Annotated in this window: 12 protein-coding genes; all 12 read right to left on the bottom strand. The window is 48.2% G+C overall.

What is annotated here, in order from left to right:
* Positions 1–635: 635 nt before the first annotated feature.
* Positions 636–1,454: a MurR/RpiR family transcriptional regulator gene (locus tag HMPREF0240_RS05310; protein WP_009002416.1), complete on the bottom strand. Its 819-nt coding sequence runs from the start codon at positions 1,452–1,454 to the stop codon at positions 636–638.
* Positions 1,455–1,465: 11 nt separating this feature from the next.
* Positions 1,466–3,250: an aspartate--tRNA ligase gene (gene aspS / locus HMPREF0240_RS05305; protein ID WP_009002415.1), complete on the bottom strand. Its 1,785-nt coding sequence runs from the start codon at positions 3,248–3,250 to the stop codon at positions 1,466–1,468.
* Positions 3,251–3,326: 76 nt separating this feature from the next.
* On the bottom strand, positions 3,327–4,592 hold the full coding sequence (hisS, locus tag HMPREF0240_RS05300) for a histidine--tRNA ligase (RefSeq protein WP_035312412.1): 1,266 nt from the start codon (positions 4,590–4,592) through the stop codon (positions 3,327–3,329).
* On the bottom strand, positions 4,583–6,010 hold the full coding sequence (gene hemZ / locus HMPREF0240_RS05295; RefSeq protein ID WP_009002413.1) for a coproporphyrinogen dehydrogenase HemZ: 1,428 nt from the start codon (positions 6,008–6,010) through the stop codon (positions 4,583–4,585). The genes hisS and hemZ overlap by 10 nt, the downstream gene beginning before the upstream one ends.
* An 80-nt stretch (positions 6,011–6,090) precedes the next feature.
* Positions 6,091–6,711, bottom strand: a complete 621-nt coding sequence (locus HMPREF0240_RS05290) for an MBL fold metallo-hydrolase (protein WP_009002412.1) — start codon at positions 6,709–6,711, stop codon at positions 6,091–6,093.
* Positions 6,712–6,715: 4 nt separating this feature from the next.
* Positions 6,716–9,019: a bifunctional (p)ppGpp synthetase/guanosine-3',5'-bis(diphosphate) 3'-pyrophosphohydrolase gene (locus HMPREF0240_RS05285; RefSeq protein ID WP_009002411.1), complete on the bottom strand. Its 2,304-nt coding sequence runs from the start codon at positions 9,017–9,019 to the stop codon at positions 6,716–6,718.
* A 168-nt stretch (positions 9,020–9,187) separates the two neighbouring features.
* A complete protein-coding gene (gene recJ / locus HMPREF0240_RS05280; RefSeq protein WP_009002410.1) occupies positions 9,188–10,900 on the bottom strand; it encodes a single-stranded-DNA-specific exonuclease RecJ in 1,713 nt (570 codons plus the stop codon).
* A gap of 776 nt (positions 10,901–11,676) precedes the next feature.
* Positions 11,677–13,902: a protein translocase subunit SecDF gene (locus HMPREF0240_RS05275; RefSeq protein ID WP_009002408.1), complete on the bottom strand. Its 2,226-nt coding sequence runs from the start codon at positions 13,900–13,902 to the stop codon at positions 11,677–11,679.
* Positions 13,889–15,310 (bottom strand): thioether cross-link-forming SCIFF peptide maturase, encoded by a 1,422-nt coding sequence (scfB, locus tag HMPREF0240_RS05270; protein ID WP_009002407.1) that lies wholly within the window; start codon positions 15,308–15,310, stop codon positions 13,889–13,891. The genes HMPREF0240_RS05275 and scfB overlap by 14 nt, the downstream gene beginning before the upstream one ends.
* A 189-nt stretch (positions 15,311–15,499) precedes the next feature.
* Positions 15,500–15,643, bottom strand: a complete 144-nt coding sequence (gene scfA / locus HMPREF0240_RS05265) for a six-cysteine ranthipeptide SCIFF (protein ID WP_009002406.1) — start codon at positions 15,641–15,643, stop codon at positions 15,500–15,502.
* A 153-nt stretch (positions 15,644–15,796) separates the two neighbouring features.
* Positions 15,797–16,183: a TIGR04086 family membrane protein gene (locus HMPREF0240_RS05260; RefSeq protein ID WP_009002405.1), complete on the bottom strand. Its 387-nt coding sequence runs from the start codon at positions 16,181–16,183 to the stop codon at positions 15,797–15,799.
* Positions 16,184–16,433: 250 nt separating this feature from the next.
* Positions 16,434–16,979 carry a stage V sporulation protein T gene (gene spoVT, locus HMPREF0240_RS05255; protein ID WP_009002404.1) on the bottom strand — a complete coding sequence of 182 codons (546 nt, stop codon included), beginning with the start codon at positions 16,977–16,979 and terminating at the stop codon, positions 16,434–16,436.
* Positions 16,980–17,052: the final 73 nt, after the last annotated feature.

Raw genomic sequence — 17,052 nt, 5'->3', positions numbered from 1 at the left:
CTGATGAATTGCGCGGCTCAGGCCGGCTTAAACTCTGCTTCGGAAGCAGAGTTTAGCCTTCTCATCCGCTGTGGTTTTTATCAAGTGATACTAAGGCGCTCTCTATGCCCTCAAAAAGTTTCCCCAAAGTTCCCCCCTGCCGCAGCCCCTCCGCCCCTGACAGGCTGGGTCCATCCGGTCGGGAGGTCGGATTTTCTTCCCGGCAGGAAGCGCTGGACGGGAGCAGTGGATCAGAATGGCCGGGCGGATATCTGCTGCACCAGCTCATTACCCCCACCATTCATTCCGCATCCCCCGTCCTCGTACCTTCCAGCGCATCCAGCATCGTCCCCCACCCGGGAACACCCAGCAGTACAGCGCGTAGAGCGCCGTCCGCCGCGGGAAACGGATATAGGGGGCATGGGACGCGTAGGTACGGCTGTTAGCTGGAGTAAAGTAAAAAAGAAGGAAAACCGGGGTAATTTTTGTGATTCCGAATCACAAAAATTCCTGGCCCCAGCGCGCGAAGCCATCAGGCTTCGGGTGATGTGGCCAGGTCTGCCCCGGTTTTCATTCTTTTTTACTTATACTCCAGCTTGCAGCCGTACCCCCGCGTCCCATGCCCCCTATATCCGTTTCCCGCGGCGGACGGCGCTCTACGCGCCTGTACTGCGACCCCCTCCAGTCCTTTTAAACTCATCGACAATCATCTCCATTATGATTCGTTCTATGATTGGGTGGTTCTGTACCCGTGTCGTGAAGTGATAAAGCACCGGATAGCTGACGCTTGGGTCGTATGCCGCCTCCTTATTGGAGGTGATCAGGGCTATTCTGCCCTTGGTTTTACGGACGAAAGACCTGGACTGGTCCAGGGGTTTCATTCCATTTTCATAGATATACTGTCCTGAATTTGAGAAAATGATGATGAGTGTATCCTCATCCGCCTCATTGATATATTGTTCCTGCTTTACATCATAGATATTGGTCTTGATGTATTTTCCTACTCCGGCAATCTCATACATAAAATCCATCGCCACAGTCTCCGAATATACAGAGCCAAAGGCCGCTACTTTTTTATATTCATGCAGCGCTTTTGCGAGTTCCCGGATCTGATTTCTTTCTATGCCCGATAAAAAGTGCTCAATATCCCCGGAAAGTACACCCAGATATCTTTCGATACCGTATTGCTCGATGAATCTGTCCATGGGGACTTTCTCTTCGTAGTTATGGTATCCTGCCCTCTTCTTTTCGTTGCGCGCATTGTCGCGGAATTCCTTGTAATCCTCAAATCCCAGTCTTTTTACAAACTTGGACAATGTGGATTTGGATATATGGCACTTGTCGGCAACCTGGTCGATAGGCATATGTTCAATTTCCGTTATAATACCCAGCAGACTCTCCGCGATATGGGCGTCGGTAGAATCATATTCAGAATCATTCAGTAAATTAATCAGCCGATAAGCAACAATATACATGACTCACCTTCCTATTCAGCGCTTTGCAGTTCCAGACCCAGTTCTCCCAGCTGCTTTTCATCCACGAGGCTCGGTGCCTCTGTCATCAGACAGGAAGCGTCCTTTACCTTCGGGAATGCCATTACATCACGGATACTGTCTTCCTTTGCCATCAGCATCACCATGCGGTCCAGCCCGTAAGCCAGCCCTGCGTGAGGCGGAACTCCGTATTTGAAAGCATCCAAAAGGAAACCGAACTGCTCATAGGCCTGCTCTTTTGTAAAGCCGAGGACCTCGAACATTTTTTCCTGCACGTCATTCTGGAAGATACGGACACTGCCACCGCCGATCTCATTTCCATTCAGCACGATATCATATGCTTTTGCACGCACTCTGCCGGGGTCGGAATCGATATACTGCAGGTCTTCCTCCATCGGCATTGTAAACGGATGGTGCATAGCCATAAAGCGGTTCTGCTCATCACTCCATTCGAGAAGCGGGAATTCTGTTATCCATGCAAATTTATATTCATTTTTGTCCAGGATTTCCATCTGCCTTGCAATTTCCAGGCGCAGATTTCCCAGGACATCCCAGACTACCTTGTTCCTGTCGGCAGCAAACAGCAGCAGGTCTCCCGGTTCACCGGACATTGCCTGCACAAGTCCCTGCATTTCTTCTTCTGTCATGAACTTCGCAAAAGAAGACTTCATACTTCCATCTTCCTGCAGTGCGATATAAGCAAGACCTTTTGCTCCGAAATCCTTTGCAAAATCGACCAGCTTGTCGATCTTCTTACGCGGCATGCCGCCCTGTCCTTTGGCATTAATACCGCGGACTGTACCCCCATTCTCAATGGCGCCCTTGAATACGACAAAATCACAGCCTTTGACCACTTCTGTCACATCCACAAGCTCCATGCCGAAACGGGTATCCGGCTTATCTGAACCGTAACGGTCCATGGCTTCCTGCCATGTCATTCTCGGAATGGGAAGTGCAACCTCCACATCCAGAACCTCTTTAAACAGTTTCACAAGAAGTCTTTCATTTACATCAATCACATCATCTACTTCCACAAAAGAAAGCTCCATATCGATCTGAGTAAATTCCGGCTGTCTGTCTGCACGAAGGTCCTCGTCGCGGAAACATTTTGCAATCTGGAAATAGCGGTCATAACCAGAACACATCAACAGCTGCTTGAAGAGCTGAGGGGACTGCGGAAGCCCGTAAAAGCTGCCCGGATGGACACGGCTCGGCACAAGGTAATCCCTTGCCCCTTCCGGTGTACTCTTGCCGAGTATCGGAGTCTCAATCTCAAGGAACCCCTCATCAGAAAGGAACTGTCTGGTAAGAGTCGCAATCTGGCTTCTCATCATAAGGTTTCTCTGCAGATCCGGTCTTCTCAGATCCAGATATCTGTATTTCAGACGGAGTTCCTCCTTCGTCTTACTGTTCTCTTCAATCGGGAAAGGAGGCGTCTCTGATTCTGAAAGAATCCGCAGTTCCTCCGCCCTGATTTCAATCTCACCCGTTGCCAGGTTCTCATTCACAGCGCCGCTCCGCGCCTCTACTTTGCCGACAACCGCAATTACAAACTCACTGCGCAGCTTCGCTGCTTTGTCAATCAGGGCCGCCTTGTCATCTCCCTCAAAGACAATCTGTAGAATACCGGAGCGGTCTCTCAGATCCACAAACACAATGCCGCCCTTATTCCTGTTCTTCTGCACCCAGCCCATTACCGTCACCATTTCGCCGATATTCGCACTGGATAACTCACCACAGCGGTGAGTTCTCTTTAATCCATTCATTGATTCAGCCATATCCCATTCATCCTTTCTTCATAGGGGTCTGACCCCTTTGCAAAAGGGTCAGACCCCGTTCACACATTTTTCACATTTACAGGTTTTCTATCGAATCGCGATAGCACTCTACGATGTCTTCGTAGCCCTGCTCTGCCAGCTGTTCTTTTTGGAACTTTTTGTTTTTCTTCATATTGACAATCATGACCTGACGTCCTGCTGCCCGCTCTTCTTTCGCCAGATTCAGCACTTTCAGCATGCCTTCCTGGGGCATGTTTTTCTCAAGGAGAAATGCTTTTTTATCCCGGCTGGCAGGCACCTGATAGCCTCTCTCCAGCAGCAGCATGACGATCCGCTCGAAGCCGATGGAAAATCCTACCGCAGGCGTGTTCTGCCCGGTAAATTTTCCGATCATCTCGTCATAGCGTCCGCCGCCGCCCACGGAACCGCCGAATTCGTCCATGGAGATCTCAAATATGGTTCCGGTATAATAGGACATGCCGCGCACAAGTGTCGGATCGAAAGTAATTCTGAAATCCGCTTCTTTCGCACTCTCAACGCTTGTGATAATCATTTCCAGTGAAGCCGCCGCTTCATCCTCGAGAAAGCCTTCCAGTTTCTCTTTGCAGTAACGTACGCCTTCCACGTCCCCCGTAATTTCTTTGAATAACTGAAGATATTTTTCCACCGATTCTTTCGCATAGCCATAATCCTCTAATTCCGCTGCCACACCGTCCATGCCGATCTTGTCCATCTTGTCCAGTGTGATAAATACGTTCTCATAGTCTGTCTCCTGAAATCCGCTGTACGCCGCCATTGCCTTCAAAAATCTTCTGTCATTGATGCGGATGGTAAAGTTTTTAAAATCCAGTTTCCCAAGCAGTGTGGAGGTTGCAAGAATCAGTTCGATCTCGGCCAGGTTGCCCGGTTCCCCGAGGATGTCGATATCGCACTGCATAAACTGGCGGAAACGCCCTCTCTGGGGCCTGTCAGCACGCCATACATTTCCCATTTGAAGCGCTTTGAAAGGGGATGGCAGATCATTTGCGTTGTTGGAATAATAACGTGAGAGGGGTACCGTCAGATCATAGCGAAGGCCCCCGTCCACAAGATCTCCCTCATCCTGAGCCGTATCGATCTTCAGCTTTTCTCCTCTTTTCAGAATCTTGAAAATCAGTTTCTCATTATCTCCGCCCTGCTTGCTGCACAGATTTTCAATGTGTTCCACACATGGAGTCTCAATCGATGAAAACCCAAATGCCTTGTAAGTTTCCTTAATGAGCCCGATACAGTAATCCCTGATTTCCATCTCCTGGGGCATCATGTCCTTCATCCCGGTAACCGGTTTTTTCTTTAACGCCATAACCATTCTCCTTTTCTCTCTATCATCTCATCAATGCGGCCAATATACTCCGCAATGTCCTTTACATTCTCAATTCTCACCAGGCTTGTCTGCCTGCCGTTCTCAAGGGTAATCTTCTCCGGCAGAACGATTTTCGTGGAGGCTCCTGCCCCCGCCGCGAGAATTGTCTGCTTTTCTTCCATAATTAGTATATTGTATATTCCGGCTTTGTCAACCTTTGCATAGCCAACATTCTCAAAATTTCCCGCAATATTTTTCTGTCGGTACAGATAATAGGGTAAAAGCCCCATTCTTTCTGCCGCCGCAGCGCTCTCTTCCATCATCTGTGCAATCTCGGAATGCAGATCTATCTTCCGGTTTTCCTGACCGAATTTTGCCGCTCTTTTGATCGCAAGTGAATGAACCGTCAGGCTGTCCGGCCCAAGTCCTTCAATCTGGCTGAGCGTATCACGCATATCTGCCGCATTTTCACCGGGAAGGCCCGCAATCAGATCCATGTTAATATTTTTAAAACCTAAAGTTCTCGCGAGCCGGAACACGTCCTTCACATCCTGGACACTGTGCCTGCGTCCCACTGCATCCAGCGTCTTCTGCTGCATGGTCTGCGGATTTACGGAAATTCGCGTCACCGGATGCCGCGCCAGCACCTCCAGCTTTTCAGCAGTAATACTGTCCGGCCGCCCTGCCTCCACCGTAAATTCCAGCAAGTCATCAAAAGAAAACTCCTTCTCCAGAAGACTTAACAGCCTTTCCAGCTGCGCTGCATTCAGTGTAGTTGGTGTGCCGCCCCCGATATAAATGGTATTCAGCTTTCGGCCTTTCGCCGCCTTCCCGATTGCCGATACTTCCCTGCAGAGGGCATCCATATACAGATCCATCCGGTCCTCCCAGCGATCCAGAGGCGAGGAACCGAAGGAGCAGTAGGAACATATACTGGGGCAAAATGGAATCCCGACATAGAGGCTGTATCCATTTTTGCAGTCCAGCCTCTTCAGAAGCTTCTTCTCACGGTCCGCGATCTCGCAGCCGAGCCTTGCTTTTAAGGGACTGACCCCATATGTGTCTTCAAGAAATCTGATCACTTCTTCTTCACTCATACCGGCTTCCAGCTTCTGCATTGCCAGCTTCGTGGGCCTGACGCCGGTCAGCATCCCCCACGCAAGATTCCGCCCGGTCATGCTGCTCAGATAATCATAAGTCAATTTCGTAACATGCCGCTTTATCTCCTGCCTGTCCTGGGAATGTCCGGCCTCATCCGCCGGAATGGAAAAGCAAGAGCCCCCTTCCAACACCAGTCTTACCAGAGGTTCTTGCCCGTCATCCACATTCTGCCTGATCTCTTCATTCGGGAAAAAGGCTTTCGTGATATGATATAAATTATACATATATAAAGTATCTTTACTGCTGATTTCAATCATAATATATTAAATTCCTGACTATAGGTTATTTATTTGTAACAGTTCAGACAAGTCTAAACTGTTACATTTATATTCCTACACTATATGAATGGATTGTGTATCTTCTCAAATCCAATCGAAGTCTCCTGCATATGTCCCGGATAAACCTGCGTCTTATCCGGGAGGCACATCAGCTTTTCCTGAATAGACCGAATCAGCTGACTGCAGCTCCCTGTGGGCAGATCATCTCTGCCGATGGAAGTCCAGAAAAGCGTATCCCCGCTGAACAGTACTCCTTCGTCCGGAATATAGTAACAGCATCCGCCGATCGTATGTCCGGGTGTATACAGCACTTCAATCTCCATCCCCGCGACCGTCAGTTTCTGTCCATCTTTCAGATACTCTGCCCTTGAAAATGTGTAGCCTGGTCCATAATTAACAGAAGAATTCATGGCAGGATCATTTAGCAGCAGCTTCTCTTCCTCGTGTGCATAAACGGGAACCTGAAACTCTTTCAGGAACCCATCAATCCCCATAATATGGTCAAAATGTCCGTGTGTCAGCAAAATTGCCTTCAGCGCAAGTCCCTGGCTCTTTATATGGCTCACCAGTTCTGCCGGACAAATGGCCGGATCCACCAGAAAGCATTCTTTTGTTTCTTCGTTCTGTACAAGATAACAATTCGTTCCGATTATTCCGATCACAAATTTCTCAATCTTCATCTCTCTACCCCGCCGTTCTTTCAATATCCATCACGCCTTCGATCTGGCGCAGCTTCTCAATCACACGGTTCAGTTCATCTCTGCCATGGACAATAAATCCCATATCCAGAGAAGCCGTTCCTTTTTTGCTCGTCCTGATATTCATGGACTTCACATCAATCTTAGCCTCCGTGAAAATCTTGGTAATCTCCAGCAAAAGCCCCTGTCTGTCATGGGCAAACATCTTCAGTTCCGCCAGATACTGTCCACCGTTCTCCTCTGCTGCGGTTTCTTCCCACTCCGCATCAATGAGTCTCTCCCTCTCTGTATCAGAAAGGTGGATCATATTAACACAATCTGTTCTGTGAATCGACATCCCACGGCCGCGGGTTACAAAACCAACAATCTCGTCTCCCGGCACCGGATTACAGCACTTGGAAAAACGTACTGCCATATCATCGATCCCCTTGATCAAAATCCCGCTCTTGGACTTGGCAATATGCACCTTCTGGTTATTCGCTTCGGAGATCTTTTCCAGGATTGTCTCGTCCGTAATTGTTTTCTTGTGTTCCTTCTCGTATTCCTCCACAAGCCGGTTTACTACCTGGCCCTCCTTCACACCACCATGGCCAAGCGCCGCCAGCACTGCATCCCAGTCACGGAATCCGTATTTCTGCTGGACTGTCTGCTGGTATTTCGCCTTCATTATATTAGGCAAATTAATGGACTTCGCCTTACAGTAAGAAGCAATCATTTCTTTTCCACGGATGATATTGTCTTCCTTGAACTCTCTCTTAAACCACTGGTTAATCTTATTCTTGGCCTGGGTACTCTTGACAATGTTCAGCCAGTCACGGCTGGGGCCCTTTGAATTCTGGGACGTCAGGATCTCAATCCTGTCACCGTTCTGTATCTTGTAATCAATATTGACCAGCTTCCCGTTCACTCTGGCTCCTACCATCTTATTGCCCACCGCACTGTGGATTGCATAGGCAAAATCCACCGGTGTGGAACCGTTTGGCAGATTCTTGACATCCCCGTTGGGAGTAAAACAGTATACATCTTCTGCAAATAAATCCAGATCACCCTTTAACAGGCTTAAAAATTCCCGGTTGTCAGACATGTCCCGCTGCCACTCCAGAATCTGGCGCAGCCAGCTGAGCTTCTCTTCCTCCTGGGCCTTCGCGCTCTTTCCGGCGCTGCTCTCTTTATACTTCCAGTGTGCGGCAATACCGAACTCCGCGGTCTTATGCATCTCTTCCGTACGGATCTGTATCTCAAACGGCTGCCCGGATGGCCCCATTAGAGTCGTGTGCAGGGACTGGTACATATTCGCTTTCGGCATCGCAATATAATCTTTAAAACGCCCCGGTATCGGCGTGTACATCTCATGAATCACACCCAGCGCAGCATAGCAGTCCTTAACAGAATCCACGATGATACGCACGGCAAACAGGTCATAAACCTGATCCAGTGTTTTATTCTGGTTGACCATCTTCTTATAGATACTGAAGAAATGCTTTACACGACCGTAAACCTTTGCGTGAATGTGGGAATTCTTCATATGAGTGGAAACCTCAGCCACAATCTGCTGTACAAATTCCTCCCGCTCGGTCTTACGTTCATTCAGATCCTTCACCAGATTATTATAAACTTCCGGCTGAGAATACTTCAGCGACAGATCATCCAGTTCCGTCTTAATCTTGGAAATACCAAGCCGGTGTGCGATCGGAGCATAAATGTCCATCGTCTCTCTGGCTTTTTCCTTCTGCTTGGCAGGTGTCATAAATTCCAGCGTACGCATATTGTGCAGCCGGTCCGCCAGCTTGATGATGATGACCCGGATATCCTTCGCCATGGCCAGAAACATCTTACGCAGATTCTCTGCCTGTACCTCCAGCTTATCCTGGGAATAGGACAGCTGCCCCAGCTTTGTGACCCCATCAACCAGAAGCGCAACCTCCTCGCTGAACTCTCTGGCCACATCCTCCAGCGTCATATCCGTATCTTCCACGGCATCATGGAGCATTCCCGCAACAATGGTCTCCTTATCCATCTCAAGATCGGCAAGTATAATGCCTACCCAGAGAGGATGAATGATATATGGCTCGCCTGATTTACGGGCCTGGTCCTTATGTGCGTTCTTTGCCGTCGTATATGCCTTCTCAATCATGGTAATATCTGCGGATGGGTGATATTTCCTGACTCTGGCTATCAGTGCCTGATATAATTGTTCAGGGTCTTGATAATCTTCGGGCGCTTTCACTGCATGCCCATCCACAATCTCCAGATTTTTATTCAGCAATTCATATTCCGGAGTTCCCGCCATATCAATTCCCCCTTTCTTCTATCGTAAGTTTCATACCCTTAAGTATAACATTATTTTAACAATTTTCAAACTATTTCGTCCATAAATAGGCGTAAAAACGCGCAATATGGTTACTGTTCACCCCCTTCGGGGTGCACGGCACGGTCTGAAGCGTAACGTAAAACAGTACTATTGATAATTTACCACCGTAATCTGCAGTGTTCTCTTTCCCATATATTCATTCACAGATGGGTAAAAAGTGAAAGACATCTCCTCCTTCTGCCTGATATACTCCAGGCAGGACGCTGCATCCCCGAAATAAATTGCCTCCATCTGGTTTCCCCGTTTGTCCTGCACCTGAAATTTCAGAACATTCTGATTTTTTCCGATAATTCTGGGCCTCAGCACTTTCAGGTTTTTTTCTGCAAAAAGCGGCTTTGTATTTCCTTTGCCGAAGGGTTCCAGAATCTCCAGTTCCGACACCAAAGCTTCCGTCACATAAGCCAGCGGAAGCTGCATATCAATGGACACTTTGGGCAAAAGGTCTTCCTCGGACAAAACAGCCAGTTCATTGATCGTCTCCCGGAACCGGTCTACATTATCCTCCTCGAGAGACAGCCCTGCGGCCAGTTTATGGCCGCCGAACTTCGTAAACAACGCCCTGCATCTGCACATTTCCTCAAACATATTATAGGATTCAATGGAACGTCCGGAGCCTTTCACTCCCTCCTCACCCTGTGTGAGTACAAAAGTGGGCCGGTAATACCGTTCCTTAATTCTTCCCGCTATAATGCCTGCTATACTTTCATGGCACTCTGGAAGATAGACAACGAGAACCTTATCCTCCTTCAGAGAAGTATTTTCAATCTGATCTACCGCCTGTTCCACGCCCTTTTCCGTCATTTCCTTACGGCTGTCGTTAAGCGCCTTGAGGTCCTCGGCAAGCATTACCGCCTCTCTGCGGCTGGGAGCATTCAGCAGCTCCAGCGCACGTTTCGCAGTGTCCAACCGGCCGCTGGCATTGATACACGGACCCAGAACAAACCCGATATGATAAGCAGACAGCCTGTCTACAGGAACCCCCGTACACTCAATCAGCGCTTTCAGTCCAGGATTGCCGGTACGCTTCAGCATTTCCAGCCCCTGTTTCACAAAAATCCGGTTTTCTCCCTGCAGATCCATGACATCCCCTACAGTAGCTATGGCCACATTTTCCATCAGATAATCAATATCATCCACATCTTTCTGCATCACTTCATACAGCGCTTCCACCAGTTTATAGGCCACTGCCGCTCCGCAAAGCCCTTTAAAAGGATATTCGCAGTCCGGCCGGTGCGGATCCACCACAGCGTCCGCCGGTGGCAGCAGATACTCTTTTTCACCGCCCGCATCCAGATACGGCACCTCATGATGATCCGTCACAATAATCGTAAGCCCCTGCTGTTTTCCATAAGCAATCTCATCCGAAGCCGCAATCCCATTATCACAAGTAATAATCGTATCAATGCCATCCTCCAGCGCCCGGTCAATCAGCATACGGTTCAGCCCATACCCATCCCGGATCCGGTCCGGAATGTCCGTATCCACCACGCCGCCCAGCCTGGATATCCCTTCCTGCAGCACATAAGTCGCATTCACTCCATCAATATCATAATCCCCGATAACACGGATCGCATCCCCACCGCGGATCTTCTCCGCCAGAATCTCCACGGCCTTATCCATATCCATCATCAGCATCCCGTCATACAAATCCGCAATCGTCCCATTCAGATAAAACTCAATCTCCCCGTCCTCCATCATATCCCGGTTCCGTATCAGCCTCGCAAGAATCGGGGAAATATGGTACTTATCAGCGATCCCGTTAAAATCCGCCTTCTTCATACAAACAAACCACTTTTCCACCTTTTATCCTCCTCGTACATCTATTTCTTCATCCAAAGTATCCCTTCAGCACATGAGTTACGAAATCCCCTCTGGGTATATACTATTCTGCCGCTTAGCCGCAGACCAAACCACAGGGCATGCATTACGGGGTGCCCCTTGGCCAAACATAATACTTCAGCTTACCGCGCCCTGCCCGTCAAGTCATATATTACAGACAGCCCCTACAGGCATCCTGTTTTCCATAGTATCATCCGCCCTCTAGACCAGGGAATACACTACGCGCCCATCTGTATTAAACATATCAGTACCATATTATCCACAAACCCATCCCCCTGTCAACATGAACCTGTCGTAATATGCCGTAATATGACGAATTACGACAAATACGTTCGCTCATTAACACCCGTTCCGCCACCCCCATCCCCCCCTCTCCCGTCAAAGAGTCCCCCCTTAAGCTTTATCCTCCCGCAAGGATGCGTCCAGCCTGAGAAAATCGGGATGCTCCGCTGCTGTCCGGTGAGGCTTATGCTGATTCCGGAAGCCTTAAGCGTGCTTAGAAGCGCTTACTGCGAAAAAGCCGCATTTTATGGAGGATAATTGATTCCGAATCAATTATCCAGAGCGTCTGAGCTTAGAAAGCATCAGCTTTCTAAGTGAATACGCTCGGTTCCATAAAATGCGGCTTTTTCGCAGTTAGCGCTTCTTAGCTAAGCGGCCGGTTTCCGGAATCAGCACAAGCCTCACCGGACAGCAGCGGAGCATCCCGATTTTCTCAGGCGCCCCCGCCGCCCCTCTTACTTACTCCTCTTCTTCATCACATACCACAGTGCCCCCGTGATACATACAGATGAGTAAGCTCCACATATAATACCCACCATCAGAGGCAGTGCAAATTCTTTAATTGAGCTTACGCCCAGGATAAACAATACCGCCACCATAACAAACGTTGTTAAGGAGGTATAGATACTACGTGTCAGTGTACGTGTAATACATCTGTTTACCAGCTCTGACAGATCCTCTCCGCGTTTCTTTGTCTTCATCTCCTCACGGATTCTGTCGAAGATAACGATGGTCGCGTTGATCGAGTAACCTACAATGGTCAGCATACATGCGATAAATGTATTACCGACGGATACCCTTGCAATCACATAGAATGCCAGTACGATAAGCACGTCATGCAGCAGTGCCAGTACTGCACTGGTCGCAAACCGGATATCTTTGAACCGGAACCAGATATAAAGCAGCATACAGATTGTTGCAATCAGAACTGCTATAATCGCGTCCTGTCTCATCTCGGAGCTGACTGTTGAACTGATATTTTCAGTCGTAATCTCGTCTTCATTTACTTTAAAGTTATCAACCATTGCTTTATTGAATGCTTCACGCTTGTCCAGTTCCAGTGTCTGTGTCTTGAAGATGACCTGGCTTGTTCCTTCCACCTTCTGAACCTGTACATTATTGTCGCCGGTTGCTTCCTCAATCAGAGGCACGATATTCTTATCAATCTCTTCCAGGCTGTATTCCTGTTCAAAGGTCACATTCGTAGACGTACCGCCCTTGAATTCCAGGCTGTAATTCAGAACGCCTTTTCCCTGTCCTCCGTTGATCCCCATGAATACGAAGCCTACCAGAATCAGTGCGATCGATATTCCGAAGAATGCCTTTTTCTTTCCAAGGAAATCAATTGGCTTGCGCTCCGCTTTCACACGTCCATATACCTTCTCGTTGTGAATGCCTACGGCATAGAATGAATACACGATGAGACGGGTGATAACAAGTGCAGTAAACATAGAAACTACAATACCAAGAGCCAGCGTCTGCGCAAAACCTTTGACAGTACCGCTTCCCTTGAGCCACAGAACAGCTGCAGCGATTAATGTTGTGATATTGCCGTCCAGGATGGCAGACATTGCCTTGTGGAATCCGGCATTCAGTGCTGACCTTACGGACTTGCCGGCAGTCAGTTCCTCTTTTACTCTGGCGAATATAATAACGTTAGCATCCACCGCCATACCAATACCAAGGATAATACCTGCAATACCCGGCAGGGTCAGCGTAATGTCAAATGCATTCAGCAGGACAAGAATCAGCCCTGTATAGATGATCAGTGCGATACTTGCTGCCAGTCCAGGGAGCAGGTAAACAAAACACATAAAGATAAATACAAGGGCAAGCCCTATGGCACCGGCCTTTAAGCTGGTGCTGATTGCCTCTTCACCGAGCTGTGCGCCGACTACATTGGAGCGGAGTTCTTCCAGCTGCAGGCTCAGACCACCGATACGGATGGTAGAAGCCAGCTTGTCTGCCTCCTCGTAGGTCATGCTTCCTGAAATCTGTGCCTCGCCGTCTTTGATCTCTGTATTTACACTCGGAACGCTGATCAGCTCTCCGTCATAATAGATTGCAATTGTCTCCTTTGCTGCAACCGCCGATTTCGTAGCTGCCGCAAACTTTTCTGTCCCGTCTTTTGTGAAGGACAGCTGCACGATGTTTTCCTTATTTTTCAGGTCATCCTGAGTCGTCGCTGCCTGTGCATTCTTAACATCCGTACCGTTCAGGACGATAGAACCATCTTCCTGCAGCTCTTCAATTGTCTTATCCAGCTTATATTTTCCTGAGGAGTCCAGACTGTAGTTCGCAGTGCCCTCACTGTCCTTCTCCCGGATAAAATACAGGGAACCGGGCTGCCCCAGCTCATCGAGTATCTTGTTGGCATCCTTAACACCGGGGATTTCGATACTGATTCTGTCTTCGCCTTCCTGGTATACCGTTGCTTCTGTACTGTACTGTTCTACACGCCTCTGCAGCTTGTAGATCGTGTCATCCATATCAGACTGGGACGGCTTCTCTCCTTTTACCTGATAGGTGATGCTGACACCGCCTTCCAGATCCAATCCAAGTTTGATGTTCTTTGCCGCGCCTGAACCTGTTTTCCCAAATCCAACTACCGTTGTAAAGCCCAGCAGGGCAATCAGGGCAACCGTCAGAATCAGGCTGATTACGCCTTTACTTTTCTTCATGAGTCACATTCCTTTCTTCATCTGCCAATGCAGCCTTTATCATAATCGCGCATTCCACACGCTTACGTTCCATCTCACAGCTTACGTCATAAGTATCGTGGATTGTATTATGGAATTTGTAAGAATTGGCCATACATCCGCCGCTGCAATAGAATCTTGCAAAACAGTTCCGGCACTTTTCTTTGGAATAGACACTGCAGCTGCGGAATTCATCTGCAATCTCCGGTTTCACAATCCCACTGTCCACATTTCCCATCAAAAATGTTTCATCCCCCACAAACTGATGGCACGGGTACAGATCTCCCCACGGCGTCACCGCCAGATATTCGGTTCCAGAACCACAGCCGGACAGCCGCTTGGCCACGCACGGCCCGCCCTCTAAGTCCAGCATAAAATGGAAGAATGTAATCCCTTTGCCTTTTCGCTCCCGCTCCACCATCGTCTTAGCCAGCGTATCATATTCGCTGAAAATCTGCGGAAGATCGTTCTCCTGTATGGCGTATGGATCTGTCTCCTCACCAACCACCGGTTCTATGGATATCTGTTCAAATCCCAGTTCAGCGAAATGCATCACGTCCTTCGAAAAGTCCAGATTCTCCCTGGTAAATGTACCGCGTATATAATATTTTTCCTGATTCCTGCTGTCAGCCAGCTTCTGGAACTTCGGCACAATCAGGTCATAGCTTCCCTTTCCGTTCCGGAAGGGCCGCATTCTGTCATTTACTTCTTTTCTTCCGTCAAGGCTCAATACTACATTGTCCATCTCACGGTTTACAAACTCCTGCACCTCATCGTTGAGAAGAACGCCATTCGTTGTCAGTGTAAAACGAAAATGCTTGTTATGCAGTTTTTCCTGCTCTCTTCCATAAGCCACCAGGTCTTTTACAACCTGCCAGTTCATCAGCGGCTCCCCGCCAAAAAAATCCACTTCCAGGTTCCTTCTGCTCCCGGAATTGGCAATCAGAAAATCCAGCGCCTTTTTGCCCACCTCATAGGACATCAGAGCACGCCTTCCATGATACTCCCCTTCTTCCGCAAAGCAGTATTTACACGCCAGGTTGCAGTCATGTGCGATGTGCAGGCACAGTGCCTTTACCACCGTCTTGCGCTGCTTTACCTCTCCGATATAATCTTCGTAGATATCCTTTGTAAACAGCTGGCCGGATTCCGTCAGCTCAGTCACTGCCTCCAGCACTTCCCGCAGATCCGATTCGCTGCAGTCCTCCCCCAGCTTTTCCTTCAGGCAGCGGTAAGTTGCTTCCTCCTGAAGTGTCTCAACGGTGTGGGAAGGATTCATAGCCTCCAGACATCCGATCACGTCATATGCAATCTTGTCCACTACATGGACAGCGCCGCTGTTCACATCGAGGACAATGTTATACCCATTATTCTGGTACTGATGTATCACAACAGATACCCTCACTTTCATCTTAATTCAGACGCTTCCGGGACAAAATTCCCGGTAACAAGCGTAAGGCAGCGGCCGAGGTCGCTGCCCTGATTGGTACTCTTAAATACTCTTAAAGCACAGCATACACCCGATCATCTGCCGCTGTGTAAATGCTGTGCTTATATTCAGTTTCTCACTTCAGATATGCTATTTCTTGTGCTCGCAGGTCTGGTTTCCTACTGTACATGAAGTCTTGCATGCTGACTGGCAGGATGTCTGGCATTCTCCGCAGCCGCCTTTTTTTACTGTATTGTTTAATGTCTGTGTATTCAGTGTTTTAATATGTTTCATGTTCTCTCCTCCTATATTCATGCTACAGGCATGTATTTACCTCGTAACATTATAGCACAGAGCCTGTAGTTTTTAAAGTGTTTTTTTCGTGAACGAAAATGGCCGCTTTTCCGACATTTTCCGGCTTCATGTCCTTTTTGTATTCTCGGATTGTCAGGATACCATGCCGCCCAGCATCCCGCCTCCTGCACAGAGAAGAAATGTGGTCAGTATATTTGCCCCGCCCCCCTGCATGGAACGGTACACTCCAAGGGAGATCAGAAGCAGCAGTCCGAAATACAGAATTCCAATGGTCAGCCCCCATGCAAACTTCCGGAATTTCGCCAGCTTTCCTGCCACAAATCCGCCCACAAAAGTGGAAACTACGTAAATAGCAATAATACCTCCTGTTACTTTTCCCTCATCCAGATTCAATTTATAAAGCAGCAGAGTCAGTAATAGCAGAAGGATTCCCGTCACCACATAAGCGCTCAAAAGAGCCTTTAAAAGCCAGATCGCCTTTCCTTCAGCCCCCTGCCGCTTATTTGTCTTATTCTCCATCTAATTCCTCCTCGTCCATCTAGTACATCGTAAAACAAGTAACTGACTGTTAATTATTTTACGATGTACTAGTACTAATACAACATATGATTGTCCTTTGCGGAATATACCTTTCTTTGCTGAAAAAATCCGCATTTATGGCGGATCACCCCATACAGAAACAGGAATTCCGGGAATCATCTGATAAACGGAAAAAACCGGCGGAGTGTAAAAATGCTGTCTCCACCGGTTCTGTTTTTTATATTTTTGTTTATTGCTCCATCTGGCGTCCCAGAAAACCTGCCGCGCTCATTGCGACTTTCTGTTCCAGCTCGCCGAATTTTTTCTTTTCATCCTTATTCAGAAAAACAACTGCACCGATGGCATCCCCTTCGCAGAGAATGGGGCAAACGACTTCCTCTTTGAATTCTTTTTCGTCCTGGATAATCGCTGCATATTTAGTGCTGTCGGATCTTGCCAGCAGCTGTTCTCTTGTCTGAATTATCTTCTCCAGCTCTTTGCTGATATACTTATCCTGCAGATCCTTTTTTCCGCTCCCTGAAGCGGCCACTATCTGGTCGTTGTCCGTAATGCATACTGTACATCCCATCGTCTGAGCAAGGCTTTCTGAATACTGTTTAGCCAGCGTCCCCAGCTCCCCGATCGGGGAATATTTCTTAAGTATGACTTCGCCTTCTCTGTCTGTAAATATTTCCAGCGGATCCCCTTCCCGAATCCGCAGGGTTCTCCGTATTTCCTTCGGAATGACCACCCTGCCCAGGTCATCAATCCGCCTTACGATTCCTGTAGCTTTCATAAAGAAACTCCTCCATTTAACGTCTTAGTAATCATTAGCACTTCTACTAGTATTTGTTAAATAGAGGAAAATA

This window comes from Clostridium sp. D5, assembly GCF_000190355.1.
GTDB classification, from domain to species: domain Bacteria; phylum Bacillota; class Clostridia; order Lachnospirales; family Lachnospiraceae; genus Faecalicatena; species Faecalicatena fissicatena_A.
The sequence above is the reverse complement of the archived record's forward strand: the minus strand, read 5'-3'. Positions and strand labels throughout refer to the sequence as shown.